This is a genomic window from Bradyrhizobium guangdongense, assembly GCF_004114975.1.
GTDB classification, from domain to species: Bacteria; Pseudomonadota; Alphaproteobacteria; order Rhizobiales; family Xanthobacteraceae; genus Bradyrhizobium; species Bradyrhizobium guangdongense.
This window is the reverse complement of sequence record NZ_CP030051.1, coordinates 7,353,064-7,376,686: the sequence shown is the minus strand read 5'-3', so window position 1 is coordinate 7,376,686 and position 23,623 is coordinate 7,353,064. Positions and strand designations below refer to the sequence as shown.

Annotated in this window: 22 protein-coding genes; 13 read left to right on the top strand and 9 right to left on the bottom strand. The window is 64.7% G+C overall.

Annotated features, from left to right (window positions below; translation table 11 throughout):
- The first annotated feature begins 62 nt into the window (after positions 1 to 62).
- The 5 genes from X265_RS35285 (at position 63) to X265_RS35265 (ending at position 5,365) form a co-directional block, all read left to right on the top strand.
- Positions 63 to 956 carry a dioxygenase family protein gene (locus X265_RS35285; RefSeq protein WP_128969019.1) on the top strand — a complete coding sequence of 298 codons (894 nt, stop codon included), beginning with the start codon at positions 63 to 65 and terminating at the stop codon, positions 954 to 956.
- 118 nt (positions 957 to 1,074) lie between these two features.
- Positions 1,075 to 1,776, top strand: coding sequence for a protocatechuate 3,4-dioxygenase subunit beta (gene pcaH, locus X265_RS35280; RefSeq protein WP_128969018.1), 702 nt, complete (start codon positions 1,075 to 1,077; stop codon positions 1,774 to 1,776).
- 1 nt (position 1,777) lies between these two features.
- A complete protein-coding gene (pcaG, locus tag X265_RS35275) occupies positions 1,778 to 2,380 on the top strand; it encodes a protocatechuate 3,4-dioxygenase subunit alpha (protein ID WP_128969017.1) in 603 nt (200 codons plus the stop codon).
- Positions 2,381 to 2,532: 152 nt separating this feature from the next.
- Positions 2,533 to 4,224: a methyl-accepting chemotaxis protein gene (locus tag X265_RS35270; protein ID WP_128969016.1), complete on the top strand. Its 1,692-nt coding sequence runs from the start codon at positions 2,533 to 2,535 to the stop codon at positions 4,222 to 4,224.
- A gap of 49 nt (positions 4,225 to 4,273) precedes the next feature.
- Positions 4,274 to 5,365, top strand: a complete 1,092-nt coding sequence (locus tag X265_RS35265; RefSeq protein ID WP_128969015.1) for an aminoglycoside phosphotransferase family protein — start codon at positions 4,274 to 4,276, stop codon at positions 5,363 to 5,365.
- Positions 5,366 to 5,506: 141 nt separating this feature from the next.
- On the opposite strand, the gene X265_RS35255 is transcribed toward X265_RS35265, so the two are convergent.
- Genes X265_RS35255 through X265_RS35245 form a run of 3 tightly spaced genes read right to left on the bottom strand, consistent with a single transcriptional unit; the run spans position 5,507 to position 8,712 of the window.
- Positions 5,507 to 7,063 (bottom strand): MDR family MFS transporter, encoded by a 1,557-nt coding sequence (locus X265_RS35255; RefSeq protein WP_128969013.1) that lies wholly within the window; start codon positions 7,061 to 7,063, stop codon positions 5,507 to 5,509.
- 4 nt (positions 7,064 to 7,067) lie between these two features.
- Positions 7,068 to 8,237, bottom strand: coding sequence for an HlyD family secretion protein (locus tag X265_RS35250; RefSeq protein ID WP_128969012.1), 1,170 nt, complete (start codon positions 8,235 to 8,237; stop codon positions 7,068 to 7,070).
- Positions 8,230 to 8,712, bottom strand: a complete 483-nt coding sequence (locus X265_RS35245; protein ID WP_128969011.1) for a MarR family winged helix-turn-helix transcriptional regulator — start codon at positions 8,710 to 8,712, stop codon at positions 8,230 to 8,232. The genes X265_RS35250 and X265_RS35245 overlap by 8 nt, the downstream gene beginning before the upstream one ends.
- A gap of 157 nt (positions 8,713 to 8,869) precedes the next feature.
- Between X265_RS35245 and X265_RS35240 the strand changes: the two genes are divergently transcribed.
- The 4 genes from X265_RS35240 to X265_RS35225 all read left to right on the top strand — a co-directional run bounded on the left by X265_RS35240 (position 8,870) and on the right by X265_RS35225 (position 12,696).
- Positions 8,870 to 9,364 (top strand): Fur family transcriptional regulator, encoded by a 495-nt coding sequence (locus tag X265_RS35240; RefSeq protein WP_128969010.1) that lies wholly within the window; start codon positions 8,870 to 8,872, stop codon positions 9,362 to 9,364.
- 35 nt (positions 9,365 to 9,399) lie between these two features.
- Positions 9,400 to 10,353, top strand: a complete 954-nt coding sequence (locus X265_RS35235; RefSeq protein WP_128969009.1) for a DMT family transporter — start codon at positions 9,400 to 9,402, stop codon at positions 10,351 to 10,353.
- Between the two features lie 12 nt (positions 10,354 to 10,365).
- A complete protein-coding gene (gene ispG / locus X265_RS35230; RefSeq protein ID WP_128969008.1) occupies positions 10,366 to 11,649 on the top strand; it encodes a flavodoxin-dependent (E)-4-hydroxy-3-methylbut-2-enyl-diphosphate synthase in 1,284 nt (427 codons plus the stop codon).
- A gap of 150 nt (positions 11,650 to 11,799) precedes the next feature.
- On the top strand, positions 11,800 to 12,696 hold the full coding sequence (locus X265_RS35225; RefSeq protein WP_128969007.1) for a TauD/TfdA dioxygenase family protein: 897 nt from the start codon (positions 11,800 to 11,802) through the stop codon (positions 12,694 to 12,696).
- A 79-nt stretch (positions 12,697 to 12,775) separates the two neighbouring features.
- Here the strand turns inward: X265_RS35225 and X265_RS35220 are convergent, their stop codons facing one another.
- Positions 12,776 to 13,552 (bottom strand): outer membrane protein, encoded by a 777-nt coding sequence (locus X265_RS35220; RefSeq protein WP_128969006.1) that lies wholly within the window; start codon positions 13,550 to 13,552, stop codon positions 12,776 to 12,778.
- 332 nt (positions 13,553 to 13,884) lie between these two features.
- Here X265_RS35220 and X265_RS35215 point away from each other — a divergent pair, with 332 nt between their 5' ends.
- Entirely contained in the window at positions 13,885 to 15,222 is a 1,338-nt protein-coding gene (locus X265_RS35215; RefSeq protein ID WP_128969005.1) for a Rieske 2Fe-2S domain-containing protein, read from the top strand.
- A 3-nt stretch (positions 15,223 to 15,225) separates the two neighbouring features.
- A complete protein-coding gene (locus tag X265_RS35210) occupies positions 15,226 to 16,032 on the top strand; it encodes an N-acetylmuramoyl-L-alanine amidase (protein WP_244659400.1) in 807 nt (268 codons plus the stop codon).
- A gap of 30 nt (positions 16,033 to 16,062) precedes the next feature.
- Here X265_RS35210 and X265_RS35205 read toward each other — a convergent pair whose 3' ends face one another.
- The 3 genes from X265_RS35205 to X265_RS35190 all read right to left on the bottom strand — a co-directional run bounded on the left by X265_RS35205 (position 16,063) and on the right by X265_RS35190 (position 19,170).
- A complete protein-coding gene (locus tag X265_RS35205) occupies positions 16,063 to 17,673 on the bottom strand; it encodes a Na+/H+ antiporter (RefSeq protein ID WP_128969004.1) in 1,611 nt (536 codons plus the stop codon).
- Between the two features lie 46 nt (positions 17,674 to 17,719).
- Positions 17,720 to 18,577: a class A beta-lactamase gene (gene bla / locus X265_RS35200; protein ID WP_128969003.1), complete on the bottom strand. Its 858-nt coding sequence runs from the start codon at positions 18,575 to 18,577 to the stop codon at positions 17,720 to 17,722.
- Between the two features lie 218 nt (positions 18,578 to 18,795).
- The gene (locus tag X265_RS35190; RefSeq protein ID WP_128969001.1) at positions 18,796 to 19,170 is read right to left on the bottom strand and encodes a nuclear transport factor 2 family protein; all 375 of its coding nucleotides are present in this window, start codon (positions 19,168 to 19,170) and stop codon (positions 18,796 to 18,798) included.
- Between the two features lie 95 nt (positions 19,171 to 19,265).
- Here X265_RS35190 and X265_RS35185 point away from each other — a divergent pair, with 95 nt between their 5' ends.
- Positions 19,266 to 19,694: a GFA family protein gene (locus tag X265_RS35185; protein ID WP_128969523.1), complete on the top strand. Its 429-nt coding sequence runs from the start codon at positions 19,266 to 19,268 to the stop codon at positions 19,692 to 19,694.
- Positions 19,695 to 19,857: 163 nt separating this feature from the next.
- Entirely contained in the window at positions 19,858 to 21,690 is a 1,833-nt protein-coding gene (locus X265_RS35180) for a caspase family protein (RefSeq protein WP_128969000.1), read from the top strand.
- 47 nt (positions 21,691 to 21,737) lie between these two features.
- On the opposite strand, the gene X265_RS35175 is transcribed toward X265_RS35180, so the two are convergent.
- Both X265_RS35175 and X265_RS35170 read right to left on the bottom strand, forming a co-directional pair.
- Positions 21,738 to 22,415, bottom strand: coding sequence for a DUF1345 domain-containing protein (locus X265_RS35175; protein ID WP_128968999.1), 678 nt, complete (start codon positions 22,413 to 22,415; stop codon positions 21,738 to 21,740).
- Between the two features lie 177 nt (positions 22,416 to 22,592).
- Positions 22,593 to 23,516: a polyprenyl synthetase family protein gene (locus tag X265_RS35170; protein WP_128968998.1), complete on the bottom strand. Its 924-nt coding sequence runs from the start codon at positions 23,514 to 23,516 to the stop codon at positions 22,593 to 22,595.
- Positions 23,517 to 23,623 lie beyond the last annotated feature (107 nt).

The window sequence follows — 23,623 nt, the reverse complement described above, 5'->3', positions numbered from 1 at the left end:
CTCTTCTCTCCCTCTCCCCGCTTGCGGGGAGAGGCGAAGAGTCCGGTGGTTGGGAGAACACCATGATCATCGCGCGCGAGCAGGACGTCACGGCCGCCGCTCTGGCGGTGATGGAGCGGACGTCCGATCCGCGGATGCAGCAGATCATGGTCTCGCTGGTCAAGCATTTGCACGGCTTCGTCCGTGACGTCAGGCTGACCGAGAAGGAATTCCGCGACGCCACCTCTATCATTGCCGAGCTCGGAAAGCTGACCACCGACACGCATAACGAAGTGGTGCTGATGGCGGGCTCGCTCGGCGTCTCGTCGCTGGTCTGCCTGCTCAACAACGGCGACCAGGGCAATACGGAAACCGATCAATCGCTGCTCGGCCCGTTCTGGCGTTTGAACTCGCCGCGGGTGGAGAACGATGGGTCGATCGTCCGCTCCGAAACCCCCGGCGCGCCGCTGTTCGTCAGCGCCCGCGTCGTCGACAAGGACGGCCGTCCGGTGGTCGGGGCGGAGGTCGATGTCTGGCACGCCTCGCCGGTCGGGCTTTACGAGAACCAGGATCCCGAGCAGGCCAACATGAACCTGCGCGGCAAGTTCACCACCGATGCCGACGGGCGCTTTTCCTTCCGCTCGGTGATGATGATCGGCTATCCGATTCCGACCGACGGCGTCGTCGGCCGTCTGCTCGAGGCGCAGGGCCGGCATCCCTATCGTCCGGCGCATCTGCACGCTTTGATCTGCAAGCCCGGCTTCAAGGTGCTGATCTCGCAGGTCTACGATCCCAACGATCCTCATATCGACAGCGACGTGCAGTTCGGCGTGACGCAGGCGCTGATCGGCAAGTTCGTGCGCCACGAGACGCCGCATCCGACCGCGCGCGACGTTTCGGCGACCTGGTATTCGCTCGACCACACCTACCGGCTCGAGGCCGGCGAGGCCGTGCTGCCGCGCGCGCCCATCAAATAGGACAGACCGGCCACAGTGAGGGGAGGGCGCGAAAGCGGCTTCCCTAAATTAGTTATATTCTATAATGATTGGCGCAAAGGTGTCCGGCCACCGAAAATGGCCGGGGAGGAGTTCGCCAATGACATTCATCTATCCCACCGACAGCAACAAGGCGCATCCGCTGCCGCTGTCGCCCGAGTACAAGAGCTCGATCAAGCGCGCGCCGAACAAGCCCTTGATCCCGATGCGCCACACCCTGTCGGAACTCACCGGGCCCGTGTACGGCCACGAAACCGTGCGCGAGGGCGACAACGACCTCACCACCCAGCACACGGGCGAGCCGCTCGGCGAGCGCATCATCGTGCACGGCCATGTCCGTGACGAGGACGGCCGTGGCGTGGCCAACACGCTGGTCGAGATCTGGCAGGCCAATGCCTGCGGCCGCTACGTCCATGTCCGCGACCAGCATCCGGCGCCGCTCGATCCGAACTTCACCGGTGCGGGCCGCACCGTGAGCGATGCATCAGGCTATTATCGCTTCGTCAGCATCAAGCCCGGTGCCTATCCGTGGGGCAATCACCACAATGCCTGGCGTCCCGCCCACATCCATCTCTCGGTGTTCGGTCATTCCTTCGTCTCGCGCCTGGTGACGCAGATGTACTTCCCGGGCGATCCGCTGTTCCCGTTCGATCCGATCTTCAACTCGGTGCCGGACGAGAAGGCGCGGATGCGCATGGTCTCCTCGTTCGACCTGGAGAATACCAAGCCCGAATGGGCGCTGTGCTACCGCTTCGACATCGTGCTGCGCGGCAAGAACGCCACCCCCATGGAGACCCACTAACGTGCAGAATTCTGCGAAGCCCGAGGGGATCACGCCGTCGCAGACGGTCGGCCCTTTCTTCAAATACGGCCTGACGCCGACAGGCGAGTACGCCTGGAATGATGCCTTCACCAACTCGACGCTGACGCCCGATGTCTCCGGCGACCGCGTCCGCATCGAGGGCCGGGTGCTCGACGGCGACGGTGCAGTCGTGCCCGACGCCATGCTGGAGATCTGGCAGGCGGATGCGCAGGGCCGCTACGCCGATCCGCAGGACAAGCGCGCGCTGCCGAACGCGAGCTTCCGTGGCTTTGCCCGCTGCGGCACCGACAAGGACGGCAATTATTCCTTCGACACCATCAAGCCGGGCACGGTTCCCGATCCCGATGGCAAGCCGCAGGCGCCGCACATCGTTCTGGCGGTGTTCGCGCGCGGCATGCTCCGGCATCTCTACACCCGCATCTATTTCAGTGACGAGGCCGGCAATGCCGCCGATCCCGTGCTGTCGCTGGTGCCGGCCGACCGCCGCGCCACGCTGATCGCGGTGCGCGAGGCCGGCAAGCCGGTCTATCGCCTCGACCTGCGCCTGCAGGGCGACGGCGAGACGGTGTTCTTCGACGTGTGAGGCAAGGCATGCCGGCGACGTCAGGTCGCCGGCAGTGCTCCCGTATTTCCCCGGGGGGGGCGCGCGGGATGCAATTTCCGCGCGAATAAAGTCCGTGTTTACCACAGTCCTATAATCTTCGTCTTATTTGGCGCGGGCTATCGGATTGTTTCATGAAGATTCGTCTTTCGCTGACATCGGCGATCATAGCGTTTGGCATCGTTCTGGCCATCGGCTTCACGGCGGTCGTCTCGACCAGCCTCTATGCCCTGCGCGAGCTGAAGGTCGGCGGGCCGCTCTATTCCGATATCAAGCTCGGCAATGACCTCATCGCCGATATCCTGCCGCCTCCGGAATATGTCATCGAGGCCTATCTCGAAGCCACCCTCGCCATGCGCGAGCCGGACCAGTTGGCGGCCCATGGCGAGCGCCTGGTCCAGCTCCGCAAGGATTACGACGAGCGCAAGGCCTATTGGACTGCCTCCAGCCTCTCGGCCGACCTGAAGACGGCTTTGGTGTCCAGGTCCGACGCCGAGGTGCAGAAGTTCTGGAAGCTATTGTCCGATCAGCTCCTGCCGGCGCTCAAGGCCAAGGATATGGCCAGTGCCGAACGCGCCTATGCACAGCTCAAGGACGCCTACACTGCGCATCGCACCGTCATCGACAGCATCGTCGACAGCGCCAACAAGCAGAATGCCGATATGGAGAAGCTGGCCGCCGACCGCGACAGCGCAATGCTCCTTATTCTGCTCGGCGTCTCAGCAGCCGTGCTCGCCTTCATTGCCGCGGGCCTGCTCGGCGTTGCGCTCGGCGTGGTGCGCCCGATCGTCCGCATGACGGACACGATGCAGAAGCTCGCCAGAGGCGATCTCGCCGCCGATATTCCATTCGCGCATCGTCAGGACGAGGTCGGCTCGATGGCTGGCGCGCTAGAGGTGTTCAAGCAGGGAGCGATCGAGAATTCGCGCCTGCGCGAGGAGCAGTTGCGGCAAGAGCAGGAGGCGGCACTTGCAAAGCGCGGTGCGCTGCACCAGATGGCCGAGACCGTCGAGCGCGAGACCGGCCGCTCGGTCGACACCGCCAGTGCGGCGACGCAAGGTGTCGAGCGCGCTGCCTCGAGCCTGTCCGAGATCGCGCGATCCCTGTCCTCGGAATCGCAGGCGGTCGCCGCAGCCTCCACCCAGGCGCTCGGCAGTTCGCAGACCGTTTCGGCCGCCGCCGAAGAGCTGAGCGCCTCGATCCGGGAGATCGCAACGCAGGTCGGGCGCACCTCTGCTGTCACCAAGTCCGCGGTCGCGGGCCGCGAGCAGGCGCGTTCGACCATCCAGGCGCTGGCAGGGTCGGTGAAGAAGATTGCGGAGGTCTCCGACCTCATCGGCGGCATCGCCGGCCAGACCAATCTGCTCGCGCTCAACGCCACGATCGAGGCGGCGCGCGCCGGCGAGGCCGGTCGCGGTTTTGCGGTCGTCGCTGCCGAAGTGAAATCCCTGTCCGACCAGACCGCGAAATCGACCGAGGAGATTGGACGCCTGATCGCGGAGATCCAGGCCTCGACCGAGGCCGCCGTCGATGCCGTCGAGACCATGGGCGGCCATATCGCCGAGATCGACGGCGTGGCGACCTCGGTTGCGGCCGCGATGGAAGAGCAGGACGCCGCGACGCGGGAGATCGCCCGGTCGATCTCCGAATCGGCATCCGCTGCCAAGGAGGTCTCGGCCAAGATCGCCAATGTCAGCCGTGACGCCGCTTCGGTGAACGAGCGTGCCGCGGAGGTCAGGCAGGCCATCGCGGGCATGGCGGCCAATCTGGAATCGCTGCGATCGGTCGTCGTCCGCACCGTGCGCGACTCGACCGCCGCGGCGTGAAATCAGGCGTCAGTTCGGCCGCTGGCGCGCGGGGCTGCGATCGTGCAGTATGGCCAGGGACAGGGGCATCGTGAATTTCATGACACCTCCACAATTGCCTGACGTCGTCGAGCCCTCCCGACTGACGGCCGCGCTGCGCAGGGCCGGCGCGCTGGACGCCGGCGCCGTGCGCGAGGTGAAGGTGCTGCATCAGCGCGACACCGTCGTGTCGCGCATCATCCGCCTCGGCCTGCGCTATGTCGGCGAGTCCACCGGCGCCCCGCAATCGCTGATTCTGAAGATGGCGCATGCCGCCTTCGTGGGGACTCTTGCAGATCGCGGCGAGCACGAAGTCGCCTTTTACACGCAGCTCGGGCCGAACATGCCGCCGGGAATCGTGCCGCGCTGCTTCGACGGACGTTTCGACGCGGAGAGCGGGAGCTGGCATCTCCTGCTCGAAGATCTCACTGACAGCCATGAACTGGCGACTGTACCGACGCTGCCACCATCGCGAGAGCAGTCGATGGCGATCGTCACAACGCTGGCGCGCATGCACGCGGCATGGTGGAATCATCCCGACCTCGGCGAGACCGTCGGCACCTGGTCGAGCATCGAGGATAGCGCCGCGCGCATGGAGACCTTCGCCGGTCATTACGATCGTTTCGCCGATGAGATCGGCGATCGCCTGAGCGAGGAACGGCGCATTCTCTATCGCCGTCTCATCGAGCAGTCGGCCCGGCTGTCGCAGCGCTATCATTCGCACCGCCACGTCAGCATCGTCCACGGTGATGCGCATACCTGGAATTTCCTGCTGCCCCGCGCCGGCGTCGCCGGTACCGTGCGCATGTTCGATTTCGACCTGTGGGGCATCAATGTGCCGACCCACGATCTCGCCTACATGATGGCGATCCAATGGTATCCGGAGCGCCGGCAGGCGCTCGAGCGGGCGCTCCTTAATCGCTACTACGAGACGCTGCTCGCCCAGGGCGTCGCCGGCTACACGCGCGGCGCGCTCGACCAGGACTATCGCTGGTCGGTGCTCTGGCACATCACCAAACCGGTCTGGCAATGGGCTATCGACCTCCCACCGGGGATCTGGTGGAACAATCTGGAGCGTGTGATGATGGCGGTCGAGGATCTCGGCTGCGAGGAGTTGTTGTAGGGGAGTTGCGATTGCCTGGCGCCCTGCATCCGCATCGTCATTGCGAGGAGCACTTGCGACGAAGCAATCCAGACCGTCACTGCGGAAAGATTCTGGATTGCTTCGCTACGCTCGCAATGACGAAGGTAGTGCGAGCTTGGCCTACTCCATCACCGCATGTTCCGGCCCCGCCGCCTGTTTGCGCAGCGTGGCCTTGGTCGAACCGATCAGCAGCGCCAGCGGGATGGTGCAGAGGATGAAGAACATCACGAGCTGGTAGTCGTGCGAAAACGCGATGATCTGCGCCTGCACGCTGACCATCCTGTCCGCCATGGCGCGCCCGGCGTTGGTGGTGAGATCGATCATGCGGCTGACATCAGGCATCTGCAGCGCCTGGTTGAACGGGTTGATGTGCTCGGACAGGATCGCATAGGTCCGCCGCGTCCCCTGCGTCAGCTGGGCGATGACGACGGAGATGCCGACCGAGCTTGCGACGTTGCGCATCAGCGTCAGCATCGCGGTGCCGTCGGTGCGAAGATCGTTGGAGAGCGTTAGGAACGCCACGGTCGAGAGCGGCACGAACACCAGGCCGAAGCCGAAGCCCTGGATGACGCTGACGGTCACGATCTCCGGCACCTGGGTCAAATCGGTCCAGCCGGTCATCTGGAACAACGAGCCCGCGGTCAGCGTCAGGCCCGAGATGATCAGGGTCCGCGCCTCGAAGTAACGCATCATGCGGCCGACCAGCATCATGGCGAAGAAGGTGCCGAAGCCGCGGCTCGCCAGCAAGAGGCCGGCGGTGATGATGGGATAGCCGATCACGTTCTGCATGTAGGGCGAGGCCAGCGCCATGGTCGAGAACAGCACGAGCCCCATGACGATCATGAATACGCAGCCGGTGACGAAGTTGCGATCCCGAAACAGCGCGAAGCGGATGAAAGGCGTCGAGGTCGTGAAGGAGTGCGCGAGGAAGAAATAGAAGGCGACGGCCGAGACGACGAACTCGGCGATGATCTCGTTGGATTCGAGCCAGCCCAATTGCTCGCCGCGGTCGAGCGCGAGCTGCAGCGCCCCGATCGCGACCGCCAGCGCGGCGAAGCCGAACCAGTCGAATCTGAGGCTCAGGTCCTTCCTGGTCTCGTCCATGAAGATGATGAGCCCGATCACCGTGATCGCGCCGAACGGCAGGTTGACGAAGAACACCCAGTGCCAGGAATAGGTCTCGGTCAGCCACGCGCCCAGCGATGGCCCCATGATCGGGCCCATCATCACGCCCATGCCCCAGATCGACATCGCCTTGGCGCGTTCCTGCAGCGTGTAATAGTCCAGCATGACCGATTGCGATAACGGCACCAGCGCGGCGCCGAACACACCCTGCAGCAGACGGAACAGCACCATCTGGTTGATGTCCTGGGCAAGGCCGCAAAGCACCGAGGCCATGGTGAAGCCCGCCGAGCAGATGATGAAGATGCGCTTGCGGCCGAACCGATTGGCGATCCAGCCGACCGGCGCGGTCATGATCGCAGCCGCGACGATGTAGGAGGTCAGCACCCAGTTGATCTGGTCCTGCGAGGCCGACAGCGTGCCCTGCATGTAGGGCAAGGCGACGTTGGCGATGGTGGTGTCCAGCGCCTGCATGATGGTCGCGGTCATGGCGCAGATCGTCACCATATTCCGGCGCAGGCCGGGAACCATCAGGTTGGCATTGGGGCCGGACATCGGATCAATCCTGATCTTTGTCTTGGCTCGCGGTCGCCGACAGACCGAACAGTCCGGCGAGCGAGCGCTTGTGCCCGGTGTCGATGGTGGCGTAGACGCTCATGCCGGCTTTCAGCTTCTTCACGTCCTTGTCGGTCTCGTCGAAATAGATGCGGATCGGCACGCGCTGCACCACCTTGACGAAATTGCCGGTGGCGTTCTGCGGCGGCAGGATCGCGAATTGCGCGCCCGTGCCTGGCGAGAGCGAGCCGATCTTGCCCTTGAAGACGTGGTTCGGGAATGCGTCGACTTCCAACGTAACGGGCTGCCCTTCGGTCACGTAGGTGAGGTCGCTCTCCTTCGGATTGGCATCGACCCAGGGATGGGCAACGTCGATGATGGTGAACACCGGCGTGCCGGCGGCCACATAGCGGCCGAGCTGGATCTGCTCGACCTGAGTCGCGATGCCGCCCATCGAGGCGCGCACCACGGCGTGGTCGAGATTGCGTTCGGCGTTTTCGAGCTTGGACTTGGCCTGGGCGTAGGGCGGGAATTTCTCCAGCGGCAGGTCGGGATCGCCGAGCAGCTGGGTCTTGGCCGTCGAGATCTGCTGCCTGACATATTGCGCGATCGAGCCCGAGGTGACCAGCGCGTTCGACGCGTTGTCGAGGTCGAGTTGTGAGCCGAAACTGTTCTTCACCAGCGCCTGCTTGCGTTCGACGTCGCGCTGCTTCAGGTCGACGCCCTTCTGGGCGAGATCGAGCATGTCGCCGTAGATCTTGATGTTGGCGCGCAAATTGTCATAGGTCGTCTTGGCCTGCATCAGCTGCGCCTTGGCCTCGTCGACGGCGAGCTGGAACGGCACGGGGTCGATCTCGAACAGCACGTCGCCCTGCTTGACGAGCTGACCTTCCTTCACGACCACCTTCTGGATCTTGCCGGAGATATCGGGCGTCACCAGCACCTTCTGCGCGCCGACATAGGCATCGTCGGTGCCGACATAACGGCCGCCATTCAGGTAGAAGGTCAGGCCGGCGATCACGGCGACGATGGGAAGCACCACCATCAGCAGGAAGCGGCGATAGCGGCGCAGGCCGGCGGTGATACGCCGGCGCGGGTCGGTGCCGGCCTTCTTGGTCGGCTTGCCGCTGTCGAGCTTCTGCTCGGGCTGGAACTTGAGAACCTGATCAGCCATAGCGCTGCTCCTTACGTGCTTGCTCCGCGCCTGATGCCTGGATCGCGCTCCGCACGTTTTCTTTGATGGTTTCGAGTTGGGTGAGGAGACGGTGGGCATCGGCCGGGCTGATGCCGTCGAGCGCGTTGGCGGTCAGCTCGGATTTGAGGCCGCTCATCTTGCCGAGCAGCGCACGGCCGGCCTTCTTGAGGTAAAGACGCTTGACGCGGCGGTCCGAGGCGTCGCTGCGGCGCTCGATCCAGTCGTTGTGGCAGAGCTTGTCGATCAGCCGCGTCAGCGTGATCGGCTGCATCTCCAGCAATTCGGCGAGTTCCGACTGTTTCATGCCCTCGCTGCGCTCGACCTTGGCCAGCACCGCCCATTGGGCGCGAGTGATGCCGAAGCGCGAGGCCTCCTTGTCGGCATAGACGCGCAACAGGCGGTAGAGCTCGCCGAGCGTGAAGAGGAAATTTTGGTCGACAGACCCGCGGGTCATAAGCTTGGTCTCCAATAAGCTCGGAATATAATAAGCAAGCTTATGAATTTTTCATGGCGGGGCGCCGCGACGCTGTCCCGCGGCAAAAGCATGGCTGACCGCCGCGGCGGCGGTCGCGCTTTGGGTTCCCCGGCCGAAATGTTAGAAGGCAGGCCGGATGACCCTCGCAAAGCCGGTATTTCCGACGCCCGATCATGATCACGGCCGCTGCACCGCGGACGCGCTGACGCATGCGGAGGCGGTTTGCGAGGCTCGCGCGCAGAAATTCACGCCGATCCGCCGCCAGGTGCTGGGGGCGCTGCTCGCCAGCCATCGCCCGCTCGGGGCTTATGAGGTGATCGACGAACTGGCCAAGTCGATGCCACGCCCGGCGCCGATCACGGTCTACCGTGCCCTCGATTTCTTGATGGCAAACGGTCTCGTGCACCGCATCGAGAGCCGCAACGCCTATCTCGCCTGCGCCGCCCACGACCACGACGCGACCTCGGCGGTGGCGTTCCTGATCTGCGAGCGCTGCGGCCTGGTCGGCGAGATCCCGTCCGGGTCCTTTGCTGGAGATCTCAACGCCGCGGCGCGTGCGTCAGGCTTCGCGCCGAAATTGTCCGTGGTCGAGATCACGGGCATCTGCACCCATTGCCAGAAAGTCTCTTAAAACAACAACGGCGCTAACGCCGGTCCCAGGAAGACATGTCCGCACCTCAAACCATCCCCTCCGCCGCGCGCCCTCTCAGTGCCGGCGCCGTCGCCCTGATGCTGATGCTGTGCCTGACCTGGGGCTTCAACCAGATCGCGGTGAAGCTGGTCCTGCCGGACGTTCCCCCGATGCTCCAGGCGATGATCCGTTCGATCGGCGCGCTCCCGGTGCTGTTCCTCATCGGCACGTTTCGCGGCGTCAAATTCTTCGAGAATGACGGCACATGGAAACCCGGCCTGATCGCCGGATTGATGTTCGGCATCGAGTTCGTGCTGATCTTCCAGGGCCTGCGGCTCACCACCGCCTCCCGCGCGGTCGTGTTCCTCTACACCGCGCCATTCTTCGTCGCGCTCGGCTCTTATCAGATGCTGGGCGAGCGCCTTGGCGGCACGCAATGGCTGGGTCTCGCTGTGAGCTTTGCGGGGGTCGCGCTCGCGATCGGCGTTCCCCAGGCCAATGTCGATTCCCACGTTCTGCTCGGCGATCTCATGATCGTCGGCGGCGCATCGCTCTGGGCCGCGACCACGCTAGTCGCCAAGGGCACGCGGCTGCGCTTCGCCGCGCCCGAGAAGGCACTGGGCTATCAGGTCGCGACCTCGATCCCGATCCTGGGGACGGCCGCCCTGCTATCGGGGGAATCCATCACTCATACGCCGTCCCCGCTCACGATTTGCCTGCTGGCGTTCCAGGCGATCTGGGTGGTTGGAACCACGTTCACGCTTTGGTTCGCACTGGTGAAGGCCTACTCGGCCAGCAAATTGTCGGCTTTTACCTTCATCACCCCTTTGTTTGGCGTGGTGGGTAGCTATTTCATCATGCACGACACCCTGAGTCTGGCCTTTGGGGCGGCTGCCGTCCTTGTAATTGCTGGACTTTTCCTGGTTAACCGTCCGAGCCAAAGTGCTGCGGCGCCAGCTGATGCATTGCTGAACGTCACCAAAACCTGATATTTGGACCCCATGAACAAGCTCGAAAACACCATCGATTCCGACCTCGCGGGCCCCGCGCCCCGGCACAAGACCACCCAGGTGAAGGTGGGCAACGTTGCCGTCGGTGGCGGCGCGCCGATCGTCGTGCAGTCGATGACCAACACCGACACGGCCGACATCGACGGCACCATCGCCCAGGTTGCAGCGCTCGCGCGCGCCGGCTCCGAAATGGTCCGCATTACCGTGGACCGCGAGGAGGCCGCTGCCGCCGTTCCGCATATCCGCGACGGCCTCGCCAAGCGCGGCATCAGCACGCCCCTGATCGGCGACTTCCACTATATCGGCCACAAGCTGCTCGCGGCCTATCCGGCCTGTGCCGAGGCGCTCGCCAAGTACCGCATCAATCCCGGCAATGTCGGCTTCAAGGACAAGCGCGACACCCAGTTCGCCGACATCATCGAGATCGCGAACAAGAACAACAAGCCGGTGCGAATCGGTGCCAATTGGGGCTCGCTCGACCAGGAGCTCTTGACCAAGCTGATGGACGAGAACGCCGCCTCCGCCAATCCGCGCGACGTGCGCGCGGTGACGCGCGAAGCGATGGTGCAGTCCGCGCTGCTCTCGGCCGCGCGCGCCGAGGAGCTCGGCATGCCCAAGGACCGCATCATCCTCTCCGCCAAGGTCTCGGCGGTGCAGGACCTCATCGCGGTCTATCAGGATCTCGCTTCGCGTTCCGATTACGCCATCCATCTCGGCCTCACCGAGGCCGGCATGGGCTCGAAGGGCATCGTGGCGTCCTCGGCCGCGCTCGGCATCCTCTTGCAGCAGGGCATCGGCGACACCATCCGCATCTCGCTGACGCCGGAGCCCGGCGGCGACCGCACCCGCGAGGTGCAGGTCGGCCAGGAGCTGTTGCAGACCATGGGTTTCCGCACTTTCGTGCCGCTGGTTGCAGCGTGCCCCGGTTGCGGCCGCACCACCTCGACCACGTTCCAGGAGCTGGCGCGCTCGATCCAGGACTTCATCCGCGACGAGATGCCGAACTGGAAGAGCAAATATCCCGGCGTCGAGGAGCTCAACGTCGCCGTGATGGGCTGCATCGTCAACGGCCCCGGCGAATCCAAGCACGCCAATATCGGCATCTCCTTGCCCGGCACCGGCGAAGCGCCGGCCGCGCCCGTCTTCGTCGACGGCAAGAAGTTCCGCACATTGCGCGGTCCGACCATCTCTGCCGATTTCAAGGCGCTGGTGATCGACTACATCGACCAGCGCTACGGCCAGGGCGCCAAGGTGCCGGTGACCGCGGCGGAGTAGGCGTTTCTTACATATCGGAAGCGTAGGGCGGATTAGCGCAAGCGTAATCCGCCTTATTTTTTGCGGAAGCGAACCGGCGGGTTACGCTTCGCTAACCCGCCCTACATTGGTACGATGGCTCCCAATCAAGAACGATCGGGAGACGCATCCATGAGCTCACTCGCCGGCAAGCAAGGCCCGCGCTATCGCCACACGGCGGACGACGGCGCGCCTTACGAAACCATCGCGGTCGAGAAGCTCACGCCGATCATCGGCGCGGAAATCTCCGGCGTCGACATCGGCGCGCTCGTCGATGGCGATGCGCGGTCCAACAGGCAGATGGACGAGATTCACCGTGCGCTTGCCGAAAATCTCGTCATTTTCTTCCTCGACCAGCACATCACGCCAAAACAGCATCTCGCCTTCGGCCGCAAGTTCGGCGAGCTGCATGTCCATCCTGCCGCCCCGCACGAGGACGAAGACCCGGCGCTGATGAAGATCTATGCCGACAAGAACTCGCCGCGCGCCAACGGCGAGGGCTGGCATTCCGACGTCTCCTGCGATCTCGAGCCGCCGATGGGCTCGATCCTCTACATCAAGCAGTGCCCGCCGCGCGGCGGCGACACGCTGTTCGCCAACATGTACGCGGCTTATGAGGCGCTGTCGGATCGCATGAAGATCTATCTCGACGGCCTCACCGCGCTGCATGACGGCGAGCCGATCTATCGCGGCCTTTACGCGAACTACGGCGTCGCCGATCGTCCGTCCTATCCGCATGCCGAGCACCCCGTTGTGCGCACGCATCCGGTCACGGGCAAGAAGGCGCTCTACGTCAACCGCGGCTTCACCCGCCACATCAACGGCATTCCGCGCGACGAGAGCGACGCGATGCTGGCCTATCTCTACCAGCACGCCGAGAATCCGCTGTTCCAGTGCCGCTTCCGCTGGACCGAGAACGCCATCGCCTTCTGGGACAACCGCTGCACCCAGCACCGCGCCATGTGGGACTACTGGCCCCACACGCGCTCCGGCACGCGCGTCACGGTGAAGGGGGAGCGGCCGGTGTGACGGCCGAACGGCGCCGGCGCAAAACAAAAGAGCCCGGGATGGACCCGGGCTCTTGAGCTTTCAGAGTCTCAAGCTTTGATCAGTACCTGGCGACCACCGCCCCCGGCCACGGATTGAACTTGAAGCTGATACGGCCCATCACGGAGTCGGCCTTGGCATTGACGTTGCGGTTGTCGGCGAAGCAGCCGGCGCAGTTATGCTGGACGGTGTCGAACTCGTAGTGCTTGTAGTCCACGCCGAGGATCAGGTAGTCGAGCACCGCATAGTCGAAGCCGGCGCCGGCGTACCAGCCATTGTGATCGGCGCTGGCGGGCGAGAAGGCGAGGCCGGTTGCGTTGATCAGGCCCTGGCTCTCGATGTGGGCGCGGGCGAAGCCGCCCTGGCCGTACACCATCCAGCGATCCCAGGCCCAGCCGAGCCGGCCACCGATATAGCCGATGTCGCGGATGCGCGCCTGACAGGACTGGATTCCGGCCACGAAACCGCAGGGACCGGCGATGCCGTTGGCGATGGTGCTTCCCCAGCCGTTCCCGACTGCGTTCCAGCCGCCCTCGACGCCGAACACGACGTGGTTCCACTGCTTCTGGATGCCGGCAAAGCCGCCCGCGGTCCAGTCGCTGTGGCTGTCCGTGCGCCAGCCGAAGCCGGGGAAGTTATAGAAGTCGCCGTTGGTCGTATTCCAGATGCCGCCGGCCGCACCGCCGACATAAATACCGGACCAATCGTAGATTGCGGCAGCCACCGGCGGCGGAGCCTTGGTGTAAGGACGCGCGGCAAGATCGGCCGCAGCGGCGGCGCCGGCGAACGCAAGAGAAGCTACGGTCGCTGTCACGATCGACTTGATCAAGGCCTTCATGAAACCCTCCCGAGGAATCGATTGGAACAATTACAGGTTGATGCTGACTTTAGCGGCAGATTGCATTGAATGCCGTCACCCGAGCGCAACAGTCAGACACAATATGCTCCCGTGCAGATCGATCAGCCTGATCTGTCGTCCGTGCCGGAACACACCTCTTGAGCGACCTGCAAGCGAAACCTTTTTCAATTTCAGCGTGTTGCGACGCCCTTGGCAGTGCGGGAAGGCGGGAACCTAAATCCATCGGGCAACCCCCGCCCGTCCGCGTTGACCTCGTCCGGGCCTTGCGTCAACCTTACCAAAAAACACAACGAGGCCCCGGAGGACCGTCCATGCTCCGCGCCGAGGACAACACGTTTCTGACCGAGTCCGGCCCCGGAACGGGCATGGGCGAGCTGTTGCGCCGCTTCTGGATTCCCGTCCTGCTGTCCGAAGAGCTCCCCGAGCCCGACGGCGAGCCGAAGAAGATCACCGTGCTCGGCGAGGAGCTGCTCGCCTTCCGCGACAGCAGAGGCGTGGTCGGCGTCATCGACCAATACTGCCCGCATCGCGGCGCCAATCTCTGGCTCGGACGAAACGAGGAATGCGGCATCCGCTGCGTCTATCACGGCTGGAAATTCGACACCGACGGCGCTTGCGTCGACATGCCGACCTCCTATCCCGATCTCAACGCCAAGGATCTCATCCGCATCAAATCCTATCCGGTGCGCGAATGGGGCGAGATGATCTGGGCCTATATGGGTCCGGCGGACGCGATGCCCGAGCTGCCCGATCTCGAAATGGCATTGCTGCCGGCCTCGCACCGCTACGTCAGCAAGAAATGGCAGGACTGCAATTGGGTGCAGGCGCTGGAAGGCTCCATCGACACCGCGCATTTCACCTTCGCCCATCTCTCCTTCGACAAGGAGGAGAACGAGATCCTCGATATCAAGAAGCATTTCGTGAATCCGATCGCGCGCATGAACAACGACCACATGCGCTGGATCGCCGAGGATCCCCGCCCCGTGATCAAGGTCAGTCCGCACGAGGCGGGACTGACCATCGCCGGCGGCCGGCTCACCGGCGGAGACAACATCTACTGGCGCATCGCCCAGTTCCTGATGCCGTTCCACGCCTATGCGCCGAGCGCGATGCCGGGCGAGAACATCTTCGGCCAGACCTTCGTGCCCGTCACCGACACCACCTGCTGGATCTATACTTACGCCTGGAATCCGGAGCGTCCGCTGACGCAAGCAGAGCGCGAGGCCTATGACCGCGGCAACGGCGTCATCGCGGAGGTCGACGATCACTACGTGCCGCTGCGTCACAAGGGCAACGACTATTTGATCGATCGCAAGCTGCAGAAGACCAGGAGCTACACCGGCATCAAGGGCGTTTCCGAGCAGGATGCCGCCGTGCAGGACAGCCAGGGCCCGATCGCCGATCGCACCCGTGAGCATCTCGGCCCGACCGATCTCGGCATCATGCATTTCCGCAAAACCGTGATGGAGCTGGCGCGGGGGTTGCAACAGGGCGAGCCGCCGCCGCAGGCCGCGCATCAGGATCGCTACGCGGTGCGCTCCGGTGCCTGCGTCACCAGCAAGACCAAGGACCTGCCCGCAGTGATGCTGGAGCGCTTCGGCGACGTCGCGGGTTTCGTCGGCCGTCCCAGAATCGCGGCCGCGGAGTAGCGCGTGTCACCGGCGCGGGGCATCGTCGCGGCGATTGTGCTGGGCCTCGTCGCGCTCCCGTTCGCCGCGGTGGGGCGTGCCGCACCGGCGCGGCAGGGGATGAAGGCAAGGGCGAAGCCGGCCGCTCCGACCGCCTGCGATCCCCGCAATTTCAAGATCGTCCTCGATGTCGGACACACCTCGGAATCGCAAGGCGCGACCAGCGCCCGCAACGACGTCGAATTCGGCTTCAACCTGAATTTGACGCGGCGGATCGGAACGCACTTGAAATCGGCGGGCTTTGCCGCGACCCGTGTGCTCGTGACTGACGGCAAGGCGAAAGCGAGCCTGCTCAAGCGTGTCGGGACCGCCAACGCCGCACATGCCGATCTTGTCCTGTCGATCCACCATGATTCCGTGCCGGACAAGATGCTCGAGGAGTGGGAGTTCGATGGCGCCAGGAGCTGGTTCAGCGACCGCTTCAGCGGCCATTCGCTGTTCGTGTCGGAGCGCAATCCGCATTTCACCGACAGTCTGTCTTTTGCCCGCCTGCTGGGCAAGGAGCTGAAGGCAGACGGGCTGCACTATGCGAGCCAATACACGCTGCCGCTGATGGGGCGTTACCGGCATCCGCTGCTCGACAAGGACGTCGGCGTCTACCGCTACGACGGGCTGGTCGTGCTGTCGCAGACCCGCAGCGCCGCGGTCCTGCTCGAGGCCGGCTCCATCATCAACCGCGACGAGGAGATGGCCATGAACTCGCCGGAGCGGCAGGAACTGATCGCGTCGGCCGTGACGACCGCGATGCGGGCCTATTGCGAAAAGCGCTAGTTTACGCGGCTGCTTCAATGACGAAAAAAGCTACAGCGGCGCCCGCTGATATTCCCGGTTCGCCAGGCTCGCCTCCTCCAGATCGAGGTCGCGCTCGATTCTTCGCCGCGTCTCGTCGGTGATCTGCCCGTCGCGCAGGAGGTCGTGGATGAATTTGCGCTCCGCGACGATCAGCTCGCGGGTCAGCGCGGTGCCGGCGGCGGAGACGTCGTGGTGGGCAGGATCGAGCGAGTCGGGCAGCTGATTGACGCGGATCTCGTGCCGGGCGCGCAGGAGCCGCATCACCTCCTCGGAGACTTCCTTCTCCGCGCTCAGCGCATCCAGCGATTTCAACGCGGCATCGAGCGCCTGGCGCCGTGCCGCGATCTCGGCCGCGTGCTCGGCAACATGCTCGCTGTGGCCGGCTTCCGCGATGCCGAGCCAGCGCACCACCGGCGGCAGCGTCAGGCCGACGCCGATCAACGTGATGAAGATGACGCCGAAGGCGACGAAAAGGATCAGGTCGCGATACGGGAATGCCGCGCCATCAGGCAGCGTGAACGGCAGCGCCAGCGCGGCCGCCAGCGATACTGCGCCGCGCACGCCGGTGAAGGCGAGCGCAAACGGCCATTGCCAGGGCGGCGACGGATCGCGCCTGCGCAGCGATTTGCTGAGCATCCGAGGCAGATAGGTCGCGGGGTAGAGCCAGGCGAAGCGTGCCAGAACGATGATGACCATGACCACGGCGGTCGCGATCATGATGTCGTCGAGCGGAAACGCCTTCGATTTCTCGTAGAGCGCGCGCATCTGGAAGCCGGTGAGCAGGAACAGCAAGCCCTCGATCAGATAGATGATGAGGTCCCAGAAGAAGATGCCTTGCAGGCGCGTCGACGCCGAGATCAGCAGCGGTCCGTTCCAGCTGACATAAAGGCCGCAGGCGACGGTGGCGATCACGCCGGAGCCGCCGACATGCTCGGGCAGCCAGTAGGAGACGTAGGGCGTGATCAGCGACAGCGTCAGCTCGACCTGCGGATCCCCGGACCATTTGCGGAAACGCAGCGAGAGCCAGCCGACACCGATGCCGAAGGCGATCTCGCCGGCCACGATGAGAGAAAATTCGCCTGTTGCCAAGGGCAGGGAGAAGTGGCCGACCATGATCGCGGCGAGCGCGAAGCGGTAGAGGATCAGCGCGGTGGCATCGTTGGCGAGCCCTTCGCCTTCGAGGATGACCACGAGCCGCCGCGGCATGTTCAGCCGCCGCGCGATCGCGAGCGGCGCCACCACGTCGGGCGGCGCGACGATGGCGCCCAGCAGGAAGCCGATGCTCCAGGGCAGGCCGATCACGTAATGGGTGGCCGTCGCCACCATCGCCGCGGTGAAGATCACCGCGCCGACCGCGAGCAGCACGATCGGGCGCAAATTGTTCCTGAACTCGCGCCAGCTCATGGCGACGCTCGCCGAGTAGATCAGCGGCGGCAGCACCATCAGCAGCACCAGTTCCGGCGGCAGTTCCACCGACGGCATGCCGGGCACGAAGGCGAGGCCGACCCCCGAAAGCATCAGCAAAATGGCCGGCGCCATGTTGAAGCGGCGGGCGACCAGTGCTGTGCCTGCCAGCACCGCGAGCAGGATGAGGAAGGTCTGGAATTTCGCTGCGATCATGACCTGTCTTGGCCCGGAAGCGGCCGGCAGGTCAATGCAGCGCGGCTTACGCCAGTCGTTCGGCCACCATGCGTCCGATGCGCGCGAACACTGCTTCGAGCTGCGCCGGGCTTGGCGTGCCGCCCTGCGTGTAGACCGCAATCAGGATCGGCGTGTCGGGCTTTGGCCAGGCGACTGCGATATCGCCCGACGCGTCCTTGCCGTTGTTGCCGGTCTTGTCGCCGATCTTCCAACTGGCCGGCAGGCCACCGCGCAGCCGGTTCGCGCCGGTCTTGCAGTCGACCATCCATGCGGTGAGCTGGGCCCTTGAGGCCGGCGACAGCACCTCGCCGATCACCAGCCGCTTCAGATTGCCGGCCATCGCCGCCGGCGTGGTGGTGTCATGGGGATTGCCTGGCGGCGAGCGATTGAGCTCGGGCTCGTTGTGGTCGAGCCGCGTGGTCGTGTCGCCGATCGAGCGCCAGAACTTGGTGAGCGCGGCCGGACCGCCGACCCGGGCGAGCAGCAAATTGGCGCAGGTGTTGTCGCTGAGTTCGACGATCGCCTTGCACATCTCGGCGACCGACATCGCACCGGTCGTGAGGTTCTGTTTCGCGACGGGCGCGTATTCGAGCAAGTCGCCCTTGTCGTAGGAAATCATCGCCGCCAGCTTGTCCTCACCGCGATCGACCCGCGCCAGTACGCAGGCCGCCAGCGAAGCCTTGAATGTCGAGCACATCACGAAGCGCTCGTCGGCCCGCCAGGCCAGTTTCTTGGCGGTCGTCAGATTCTCCGCATAGACCCCGATCTTTCCGCCGCTCTCGCGCTCGTAGGAGTCGAGTTCAGGCGGTGTGTCCGCGGCGAGCGCGGGAGCAGTGGCCATAAAGCACAGCGAAGCGAGCAGGGAGCGGCGGTCGAGATGCATGGGGGACTTTCAGGGGAAGTGGGGAGGGCATGTACTATCCGCCCCGTCATTGCGAGCGCAGCGAAGCAATCCAGAATCCCTCAACGGAGACAGTCTGGATTGCTTCGTCGCAAGAGCTCCTCGCAATGACGCGTGGCGAGAGTTGGGCTCGAAATCACGGAAAATGGGGGACGAGCACGTCAGATTTTGGGCCGTGGAAGGTCGACTGAGAGACGTCCTCACTCCTTCAGGTCATACCTGTACGATTTCGACACGATCTGCCAACCGTCGGCGAGCTTCATCGCCACGAGGTAATCCGTGAAGAACCGCGGCGGCAGCTGGCATTTGACCTTGATGAAGGCGGTCTTGTCGTCGGAGCGGTCGATGGTGACGATGAAATCCTCGCGCGGCTTGCCTTCCGCCTTGGCGGAGGGGCGCTTGCGCACCCAGGCGAGCCAGTCCGGCACGGTCAGGATCTTCAGCTCGCCCTTTTCCACCCAGCGCAGATCGGCTGTGGGGTGGAAGACGGCGCCGAGCTTGTCCGCGTCACCCTCGTAAAGTCCGTCGAAATAGGTTTGCACGACGGCTTCGACGCTCGACCGATTTGAGCTCATGGGTCATCCTTTTGCATGATGGCGCACCGCAAACTTAGTCGTACAGGTCGAATTGCGCTATGGCTGTGTTCTGCCATTTGCACGAAGGTGCCATCATGACGGGTTCACGACATCAGGACGCCCGCATCCTTGCCGGCGAATGCTGCTGCCGCGCGGTCCGCTACGAGGTGGCCGACGCATTTTCCTACGCGCTGAACTGCCACTGCTCGAACTGTCGCCGCACCACCGGTTCCGCCTTCAAGCCGTTCGCCGGGATCGAGCACAGCCAGCTCCGCCTGGTCAGGGGCGAGGACCAGCGGACCATTTACGGGGACGACACTACCCATGATGCGCACTGCGGCCGCTGCGGCTCGCTGCTGTATTCCCGCGTCCGTGAAGGAAAATGGGTCCATATCGCCATGGGAACCCTGGTCGATGCCCCCTCGATCCGCCCGTCCGCTCATATCTTCGTCGGCTCCAAGGCGCCATGGCATGAGATCACGGACGACCTGCCTCAGTATCGAGGGCATGTGGGGGATGCCTAGGGAACCTGCCCTCGCGCGTTTGGCGGCGAACCGCCAACGCACTGGCGCGACTAACGAAAGGGGGGCCCGCCGGCTTCGTGATCTCCATCACAAGCGCAAGCGGCGGATCTTGCTAAGGCTGGCCTTGAGGGTGTGAACTGCCCCGAACGTTGGAAGTCGTGTCATGCGCAATTTGTTCAGGCTTTTTCCGTTGCTCCTTGGTCTCGCGCTGATATCGGGCGCCGCGCCGGCCTTCGCCGGAAAACGCGTCGCGCTGGTGCTGGCGAACTCGGCCTACCAGCACGCGCCTTCGCTCGCCAATCCCGTCAACGACGGTGCGGTGATGGCGAAGACGTTGAAGGATGCCGGCTTCGACGTCGTCGAGTCCCGCCACGACCTGACTGCGCTCGATACGCGACGCGTGCTGCGCGATTTCGCCGATGCCACCCGCGATGCCGACATCGCCGTGGTCTATTATGCCGGCCACGGCATCGAGGTCGAAGGCTCCAACTACCTGATCCCGGTCGATGCCAAGCTCGAGCGCGACACCGACGTCTATGACGAGGCGCTCTCGCTCGATCGCGTTCTGGTCGCGGTCGAGCCGGCGAAGCAGCTTCGCCTGGTGATCCTCGACGCCTGCCGCGACAATCCGTTCGGCAGGACCATGAAGCGCACGCTCGCCTCGCGCGGCATCGGCCGCGGTCTGGCTCAGGTCGAGCCGACCAGCACCAACACGCTGATCGCTTATTCGGCCAAGGCAGGCTTCACGGCGCAGGATGGCGACGGCGCCAACAGCCCCTTCACTCTCGCGTTGTCGAAGCATCTGACGACGCCCGGCCTCGACGTCCGCCGCGCCTTCGGCTTCGTGCGCGACGACGTGCTGAAGTCGACCGGCAACAAGCAGGAGCCGTTCGTCTATGGATCGCTCGGCGGCGAAGACGTGCCGCTGGTGCCGGTCAGGGCCGCACCCGCGGCCGCAGCGGCCGCCGCACCCGCGAGCAATCCGCAAGCCGACATGCGGCGCGATTACGAGCTCGCGCTCCAGGTCGGCAATAAGCCGGCGTGGGAAGCCTTCCTGGCCCAGCATCCTGACGGTTTCTATGCCAACCTTGCCAAGCTCCAGCTCGATAAGATCCAGGCCGAGCAGGTTCATGCCGCCGCGATCGAGAAGGCGAAACAGGCCGAGGCCGAGCGCGACCGTCTCGCCGCGCTCGGCGCGCAGCGGGATGCGCAGGCCAAGGCCGCGGCCGATGCCAAGGCGGCCGAGCAGGCCCAGCTTGCCGCGCAGAAGGCCAAGGAGCAGGCGCAGCAGCAGGCCGCCGCCGCCGAGCAGCAGCGTGTCAATCTCGCCGCAGCAGCGCCGAGCGCTGTGCCGGCCAGCACCGCGAGCCCCGCCGGCACCAATGTCGCCGCGCTGACCCCGGCCACCACGCCGGCCGATCTCAACCGCTCGGTGCAGACCGAGCTCGGCCGCGTCGGCTGCTTTTCAGGTCAGCCTGACGGCAATTGGAATACGTCCTCGCAGCGGTCGCTGTCGCAGTTCAACCGCTATGCCGGCACCAGGCTCGACGTGAAGATGGCGAGCACGGATGCGCTCGACGTGGTCAAGTCCAAACAGTCACGCGTCTGTCCGCTGGTCTGCGACCACGGCTTCAAGGCCGATGGCGACAAATGCACCAGGATCGTCTGCGGCGACGGCTATGTGCTGAACAGCGACAACGAGTGCGAAAAGCAACGTGCCGCCAAGCCGGCGAAAGCGGCCAAGCCCGCCACCGCCAGGCGCGACGACAGCGAGGACCGTCCCGCACGGCAGCGTCGCGGTGAGGCAGCCTCTGGAGGTATTGGTGCCGCTGCCGGCATCGCCGCTGCTGCTGGCGCCGGCCGCGCCTCGGGTGGCGGCGGCCAGATGTACTGCAGCAACAGCACCGGCTGTCGCCCGGTCAACCGCGGCTGCCATCTCGAATACCGCGGCGGCGGCGGCCCCGGCAACGATGCCAACGTCGAGGTGTGTCATTAGGACTTAATGTCGTCCTGGCTTTCGCCAGGACGACACCGGAGAGGGACTTAAGTGGCGATCGCGCTCGCCGCGATGTTCACCGTCAGTGCCAGCAGGGCCGTGTTGTAGATGAAGGACACGATGCCGTGCGCGGTGGCCGTGCGGCGGATCGTCTTGTCGGTGATGCCGACGTCGGAGACCTGCGCGGTCATGCCGATCACGAACGAGAAATAGACGAAGTCCCAATAGTCGGCGTGATCTTCCTTGTCGCCGCTCGGGAACTGCAACCCGCCGAGCGGCGGGCGGTAATAGTCATGGGCGTAATGCAGCGCGAAGGTCGTGTGCACGGCCGCCCAGGACAGCGCGATGGTGGTGATGGCGATGGTCAGCTCCGCGGTGCCGCGGTGGGTGCCGAGCTCCGAGACGATGGCCGCGATGCTCGCAAACGCGCCGGTCGCCGTCACCAGCAGGATCACGAAGCGGCCGTCGTCCTGCATCGCGGCGCCACGGCGGATGTGCTGGTGATCGTTGCAGAGCATCATCGTGTAGACCAGCACGAGGTAGACTGCGATCAGCGCATCCCAGCCGAACAACAGTCGCGTCACCAGCCGGTGCGAGCCGGGAACGAGCAGGCAGACGAGGATGCCGACGGCGAGCGAGATGAAGGTCCGCGGTCGCGAATAGATCAGCCGCATCGGCCGCGACATCTGGCGGAAGCGGACGAGGACGGGATCTTCTTTTTCCATTCGGATCGTCCGGTGAGGCCTGAGCGGCATCGCAGGTGAGCTCCCTCCCCCGCTTGCGGGGGAGGGTAGGGGAGAGGGTGTCTCCGCGGTGGGACACTCCCTCAGAGGAGAGAACCCTCGCCCGCGCCTTCGGCGCGACCTCTCCCGCAAGCGGGAGAGGTGGGGAGCCCGTAGCTGTCAGTTCTTCCGCTCAGCTACAAACCGCGCCGCGGCCTGCAGCACGGCGGCGCGTTCGCCGAAGATCGACACCGCGCTGTCGGCGCGCGCCAGTAGATCGCGCACGCGCTGCTTGGCGCCTTCGATGCCGAGCTGGGTGACGAAGGTGGTCTTGCCGAGCACGGCATCGGCGCCGGCCGGCTTGCCGAGCGCGGCCGCATCGCCTTCGACGTCGAGCAGGTCGTCGGCGATCTGGAAAGCTTCGCCGAGCGCGCGGCCGTAATCGTCGAGCGCCTGATACTCCGCACTCGAGGCCTGGCCGAGCAGCGCGCCGGCAATGCAGCCGTAGCGCAGCAGGGCGCCGGTCTTCATCTGCTGAATGCGCGCGACATCGATCGGCTCGTTGCCGCCAAAGCGGCCTTCGCCGGCGAGATCCAGGATCTGGCCGCCGACCATGCCACCGATGCCGGCACAGCGCGCCAGCGCGCGCGTCAGCAAGAGCCGCACATTGGCGTCGCGATGGACCTCGTCGCGGGTGATGATGTCGAAGGCGAGAGTCAGCAGGCCGTCACCGGCGAGGATCGCGGTGGCGTCGTCGGTCTGCTTGTGCAGGGTGGGGCGGCCGCGGCGCAGGTCCGAATTGTCCATCGCAGGCAGATCGTCATGAATCAACGAATAGCAGTGGATGCATTCGAGCGCGGCGCCCACGAGCAGCGCGGCGTCACGGGGAACACCGAACACGGCGGCGCTCTCGACCACCAGGAACGGCCGCAGACGCTTGCCGCCGTTCAGGCTCGAGTAGCGCATTGCGTCCATCAGTCGCTTGGGGCGGGCGATCTCATCGTGCAGGATGTCGTCCGACAACAAGCGCCCGAGCAAGGCCTCGGTGTCATCAGCGGTCTTGTCCAGACGCTTGGCGAAATCGGACGGTGACGTGCCGGTCATCAAGAAAGGCTCCAGAACTAAAATTCGGCGGGACAATCCTTTATGCGCCCGTTCCAGTCAATCGTTTGGAACGCCCAAAAAGTGCTGGAAAAGGCCCGAATTATCAC

What these genes read in the sequence shown, in the direction of transcription:
- X265_RS35285 (WP_128969019.1), top strand. Translation starts at nt 63, where the DNA reads ATGATCATCGCGCGCGAGCAGGACGTCACGGCCGCCGCTCTGGCGGTG.
- pcaH (WP_128969018.1), top strand. Translation starts at nt 1,075, where the DNA reads ATGACATTCATCTATCCCACCGACAGCAACAAGGCGCATCCGCTGCCG.
- X265_RS35265 (WP_128969015.1), top strand. Translation starts at nt 4,274, where the DNA reads ATGGCCAGGGACAGGGGCATCGTGAATTTCATGACACCTCCACAATTG.
- X265_RS35175 (WP_128968999.1), bottom strand. Translation starts at nt 22,415, where the DNA reads ATGGAAAAAGAAGATCCCGTCCTCGTCCGCTTCCGCCAGATGTCGCGG.
- X265_RS35245 (WP_128969011.1), bottom strand. Translation starts at nt 8,712, where the DNA reads ATGACCCGCGGGTCTGTCGACCAAAATTTCCTCTTCACGCTCGGCGAG.
- bla (WP_128969003.1), bottom strand. Translation starts at nt 18,577, where the DNA reads ATGCATCTCGACCGCCGCTCCCTGCTCGCTTCGCTGTGCTTTATGGCC.
- X265_RS35240 (WP_128969010.1), top strand. Translation starts at nt 8,870, where the DNA reads ATGACCCTCGCAAAGCCGGTATTTCCGACGCCCGATCATGATCACGGC.
- X265_RS35270 (WP_128969016.1), top strand. Translation starts at nt 2,533, where the DNA reads ATGAAGATTCGTCTTTCGCTGACATCGGCGATCATAGCGTTTGGCATC.
- X265_RS35215 (WP_128969005.1), top strand. Translation starts at nt 13,885, where the DNA reads ATGCTCCGCGCCGAGGACAACACGTTTCTGACCGAGTCCGGCCCCGGA.
- X265_RS35250 (WP_128969012.1), bottom strand. Translation starts at nt 8,237, where the DNA reads ATGGCTGATCAGGTTCTCAAGTTCCAGCCCGAGCAGAAGCTCGACAGC.
- X265_RS35205 (WP_128969004.1), bottom strand. Translation starts at nt 17,673, where the DNA reads ATGATCGCAGCGAAATTCCAGACCTTCCTCATCCTGCTCGCGGTGCTG.
- ispG (WP_128969008.1), top strand. Translation starts at nt 10,366, where the DNA reads ATGAACAAGCTCGAAAACACCATCGATTCCGACCTCGCGGGCCCCGCG.
- X265_RS35255 (WP_128969013.1), bottom strand. Translation starts at nt 7,063, where the DNA reads ATGTCCGGCCCCAATGCCAACCTGATGGTTCCCGGCCTGCGCCGGAAT.
- X265_RS35225 (WP_128969007.1), top strand. Translation starts at nt 11,800, where the DNA reads ATGAGCTCACTCGCCGGCAAGCAAGGCCCGCGCTATCGCCACACGGCG.
- X265_RS35180 (WP_128969000.1), top strand. Translation starts at nt 19,858, where the DNA reads ATGCGCAATTTGTTCAGGCTTTTTCCGTTGCTCCTTGGTCTCGCGCTG.
- X265_RS35170 (WP_128968998.1), bottom strand. Translation starts at nt 23,516, where the DNA reads ATGACCGGCACGTCACCGTCCGATTTCGCCAAGCGTCTGGACAAGACC.
- X265_RS35190 (WP_128969001.1), bottom strand. Translation starts at nt 19,170, where the DNA reads ATGAGCTCAAATCGGTCGAGCGTCGAAGCCGTCGTGCAAACCTATTTC.
- X265_RS35220 (WP_128969006.1), bottom strand. Translation starts at nt 13,552, where the DNA reads ATGAAGGCCTTGATCAAGTCGATCGTGACAGCGACCGTAGCTTCTCTT.
- X265_RS35235 (WP_128969009.1), top strand. Translation starts at nt 9,400, where the DNA reads ATGTCCGCACCTCAAACCATCCCCTCCGCCGCGCGCCCTCTCAGTGCC.
- X265_RS35185 (WP_128969523.1), top strand. Translation starts at nt 19,266, where the DNA reads ATGACGGGTTCACGACATCAGGACGCCCGCATCCTTGCCGGCGAATGC.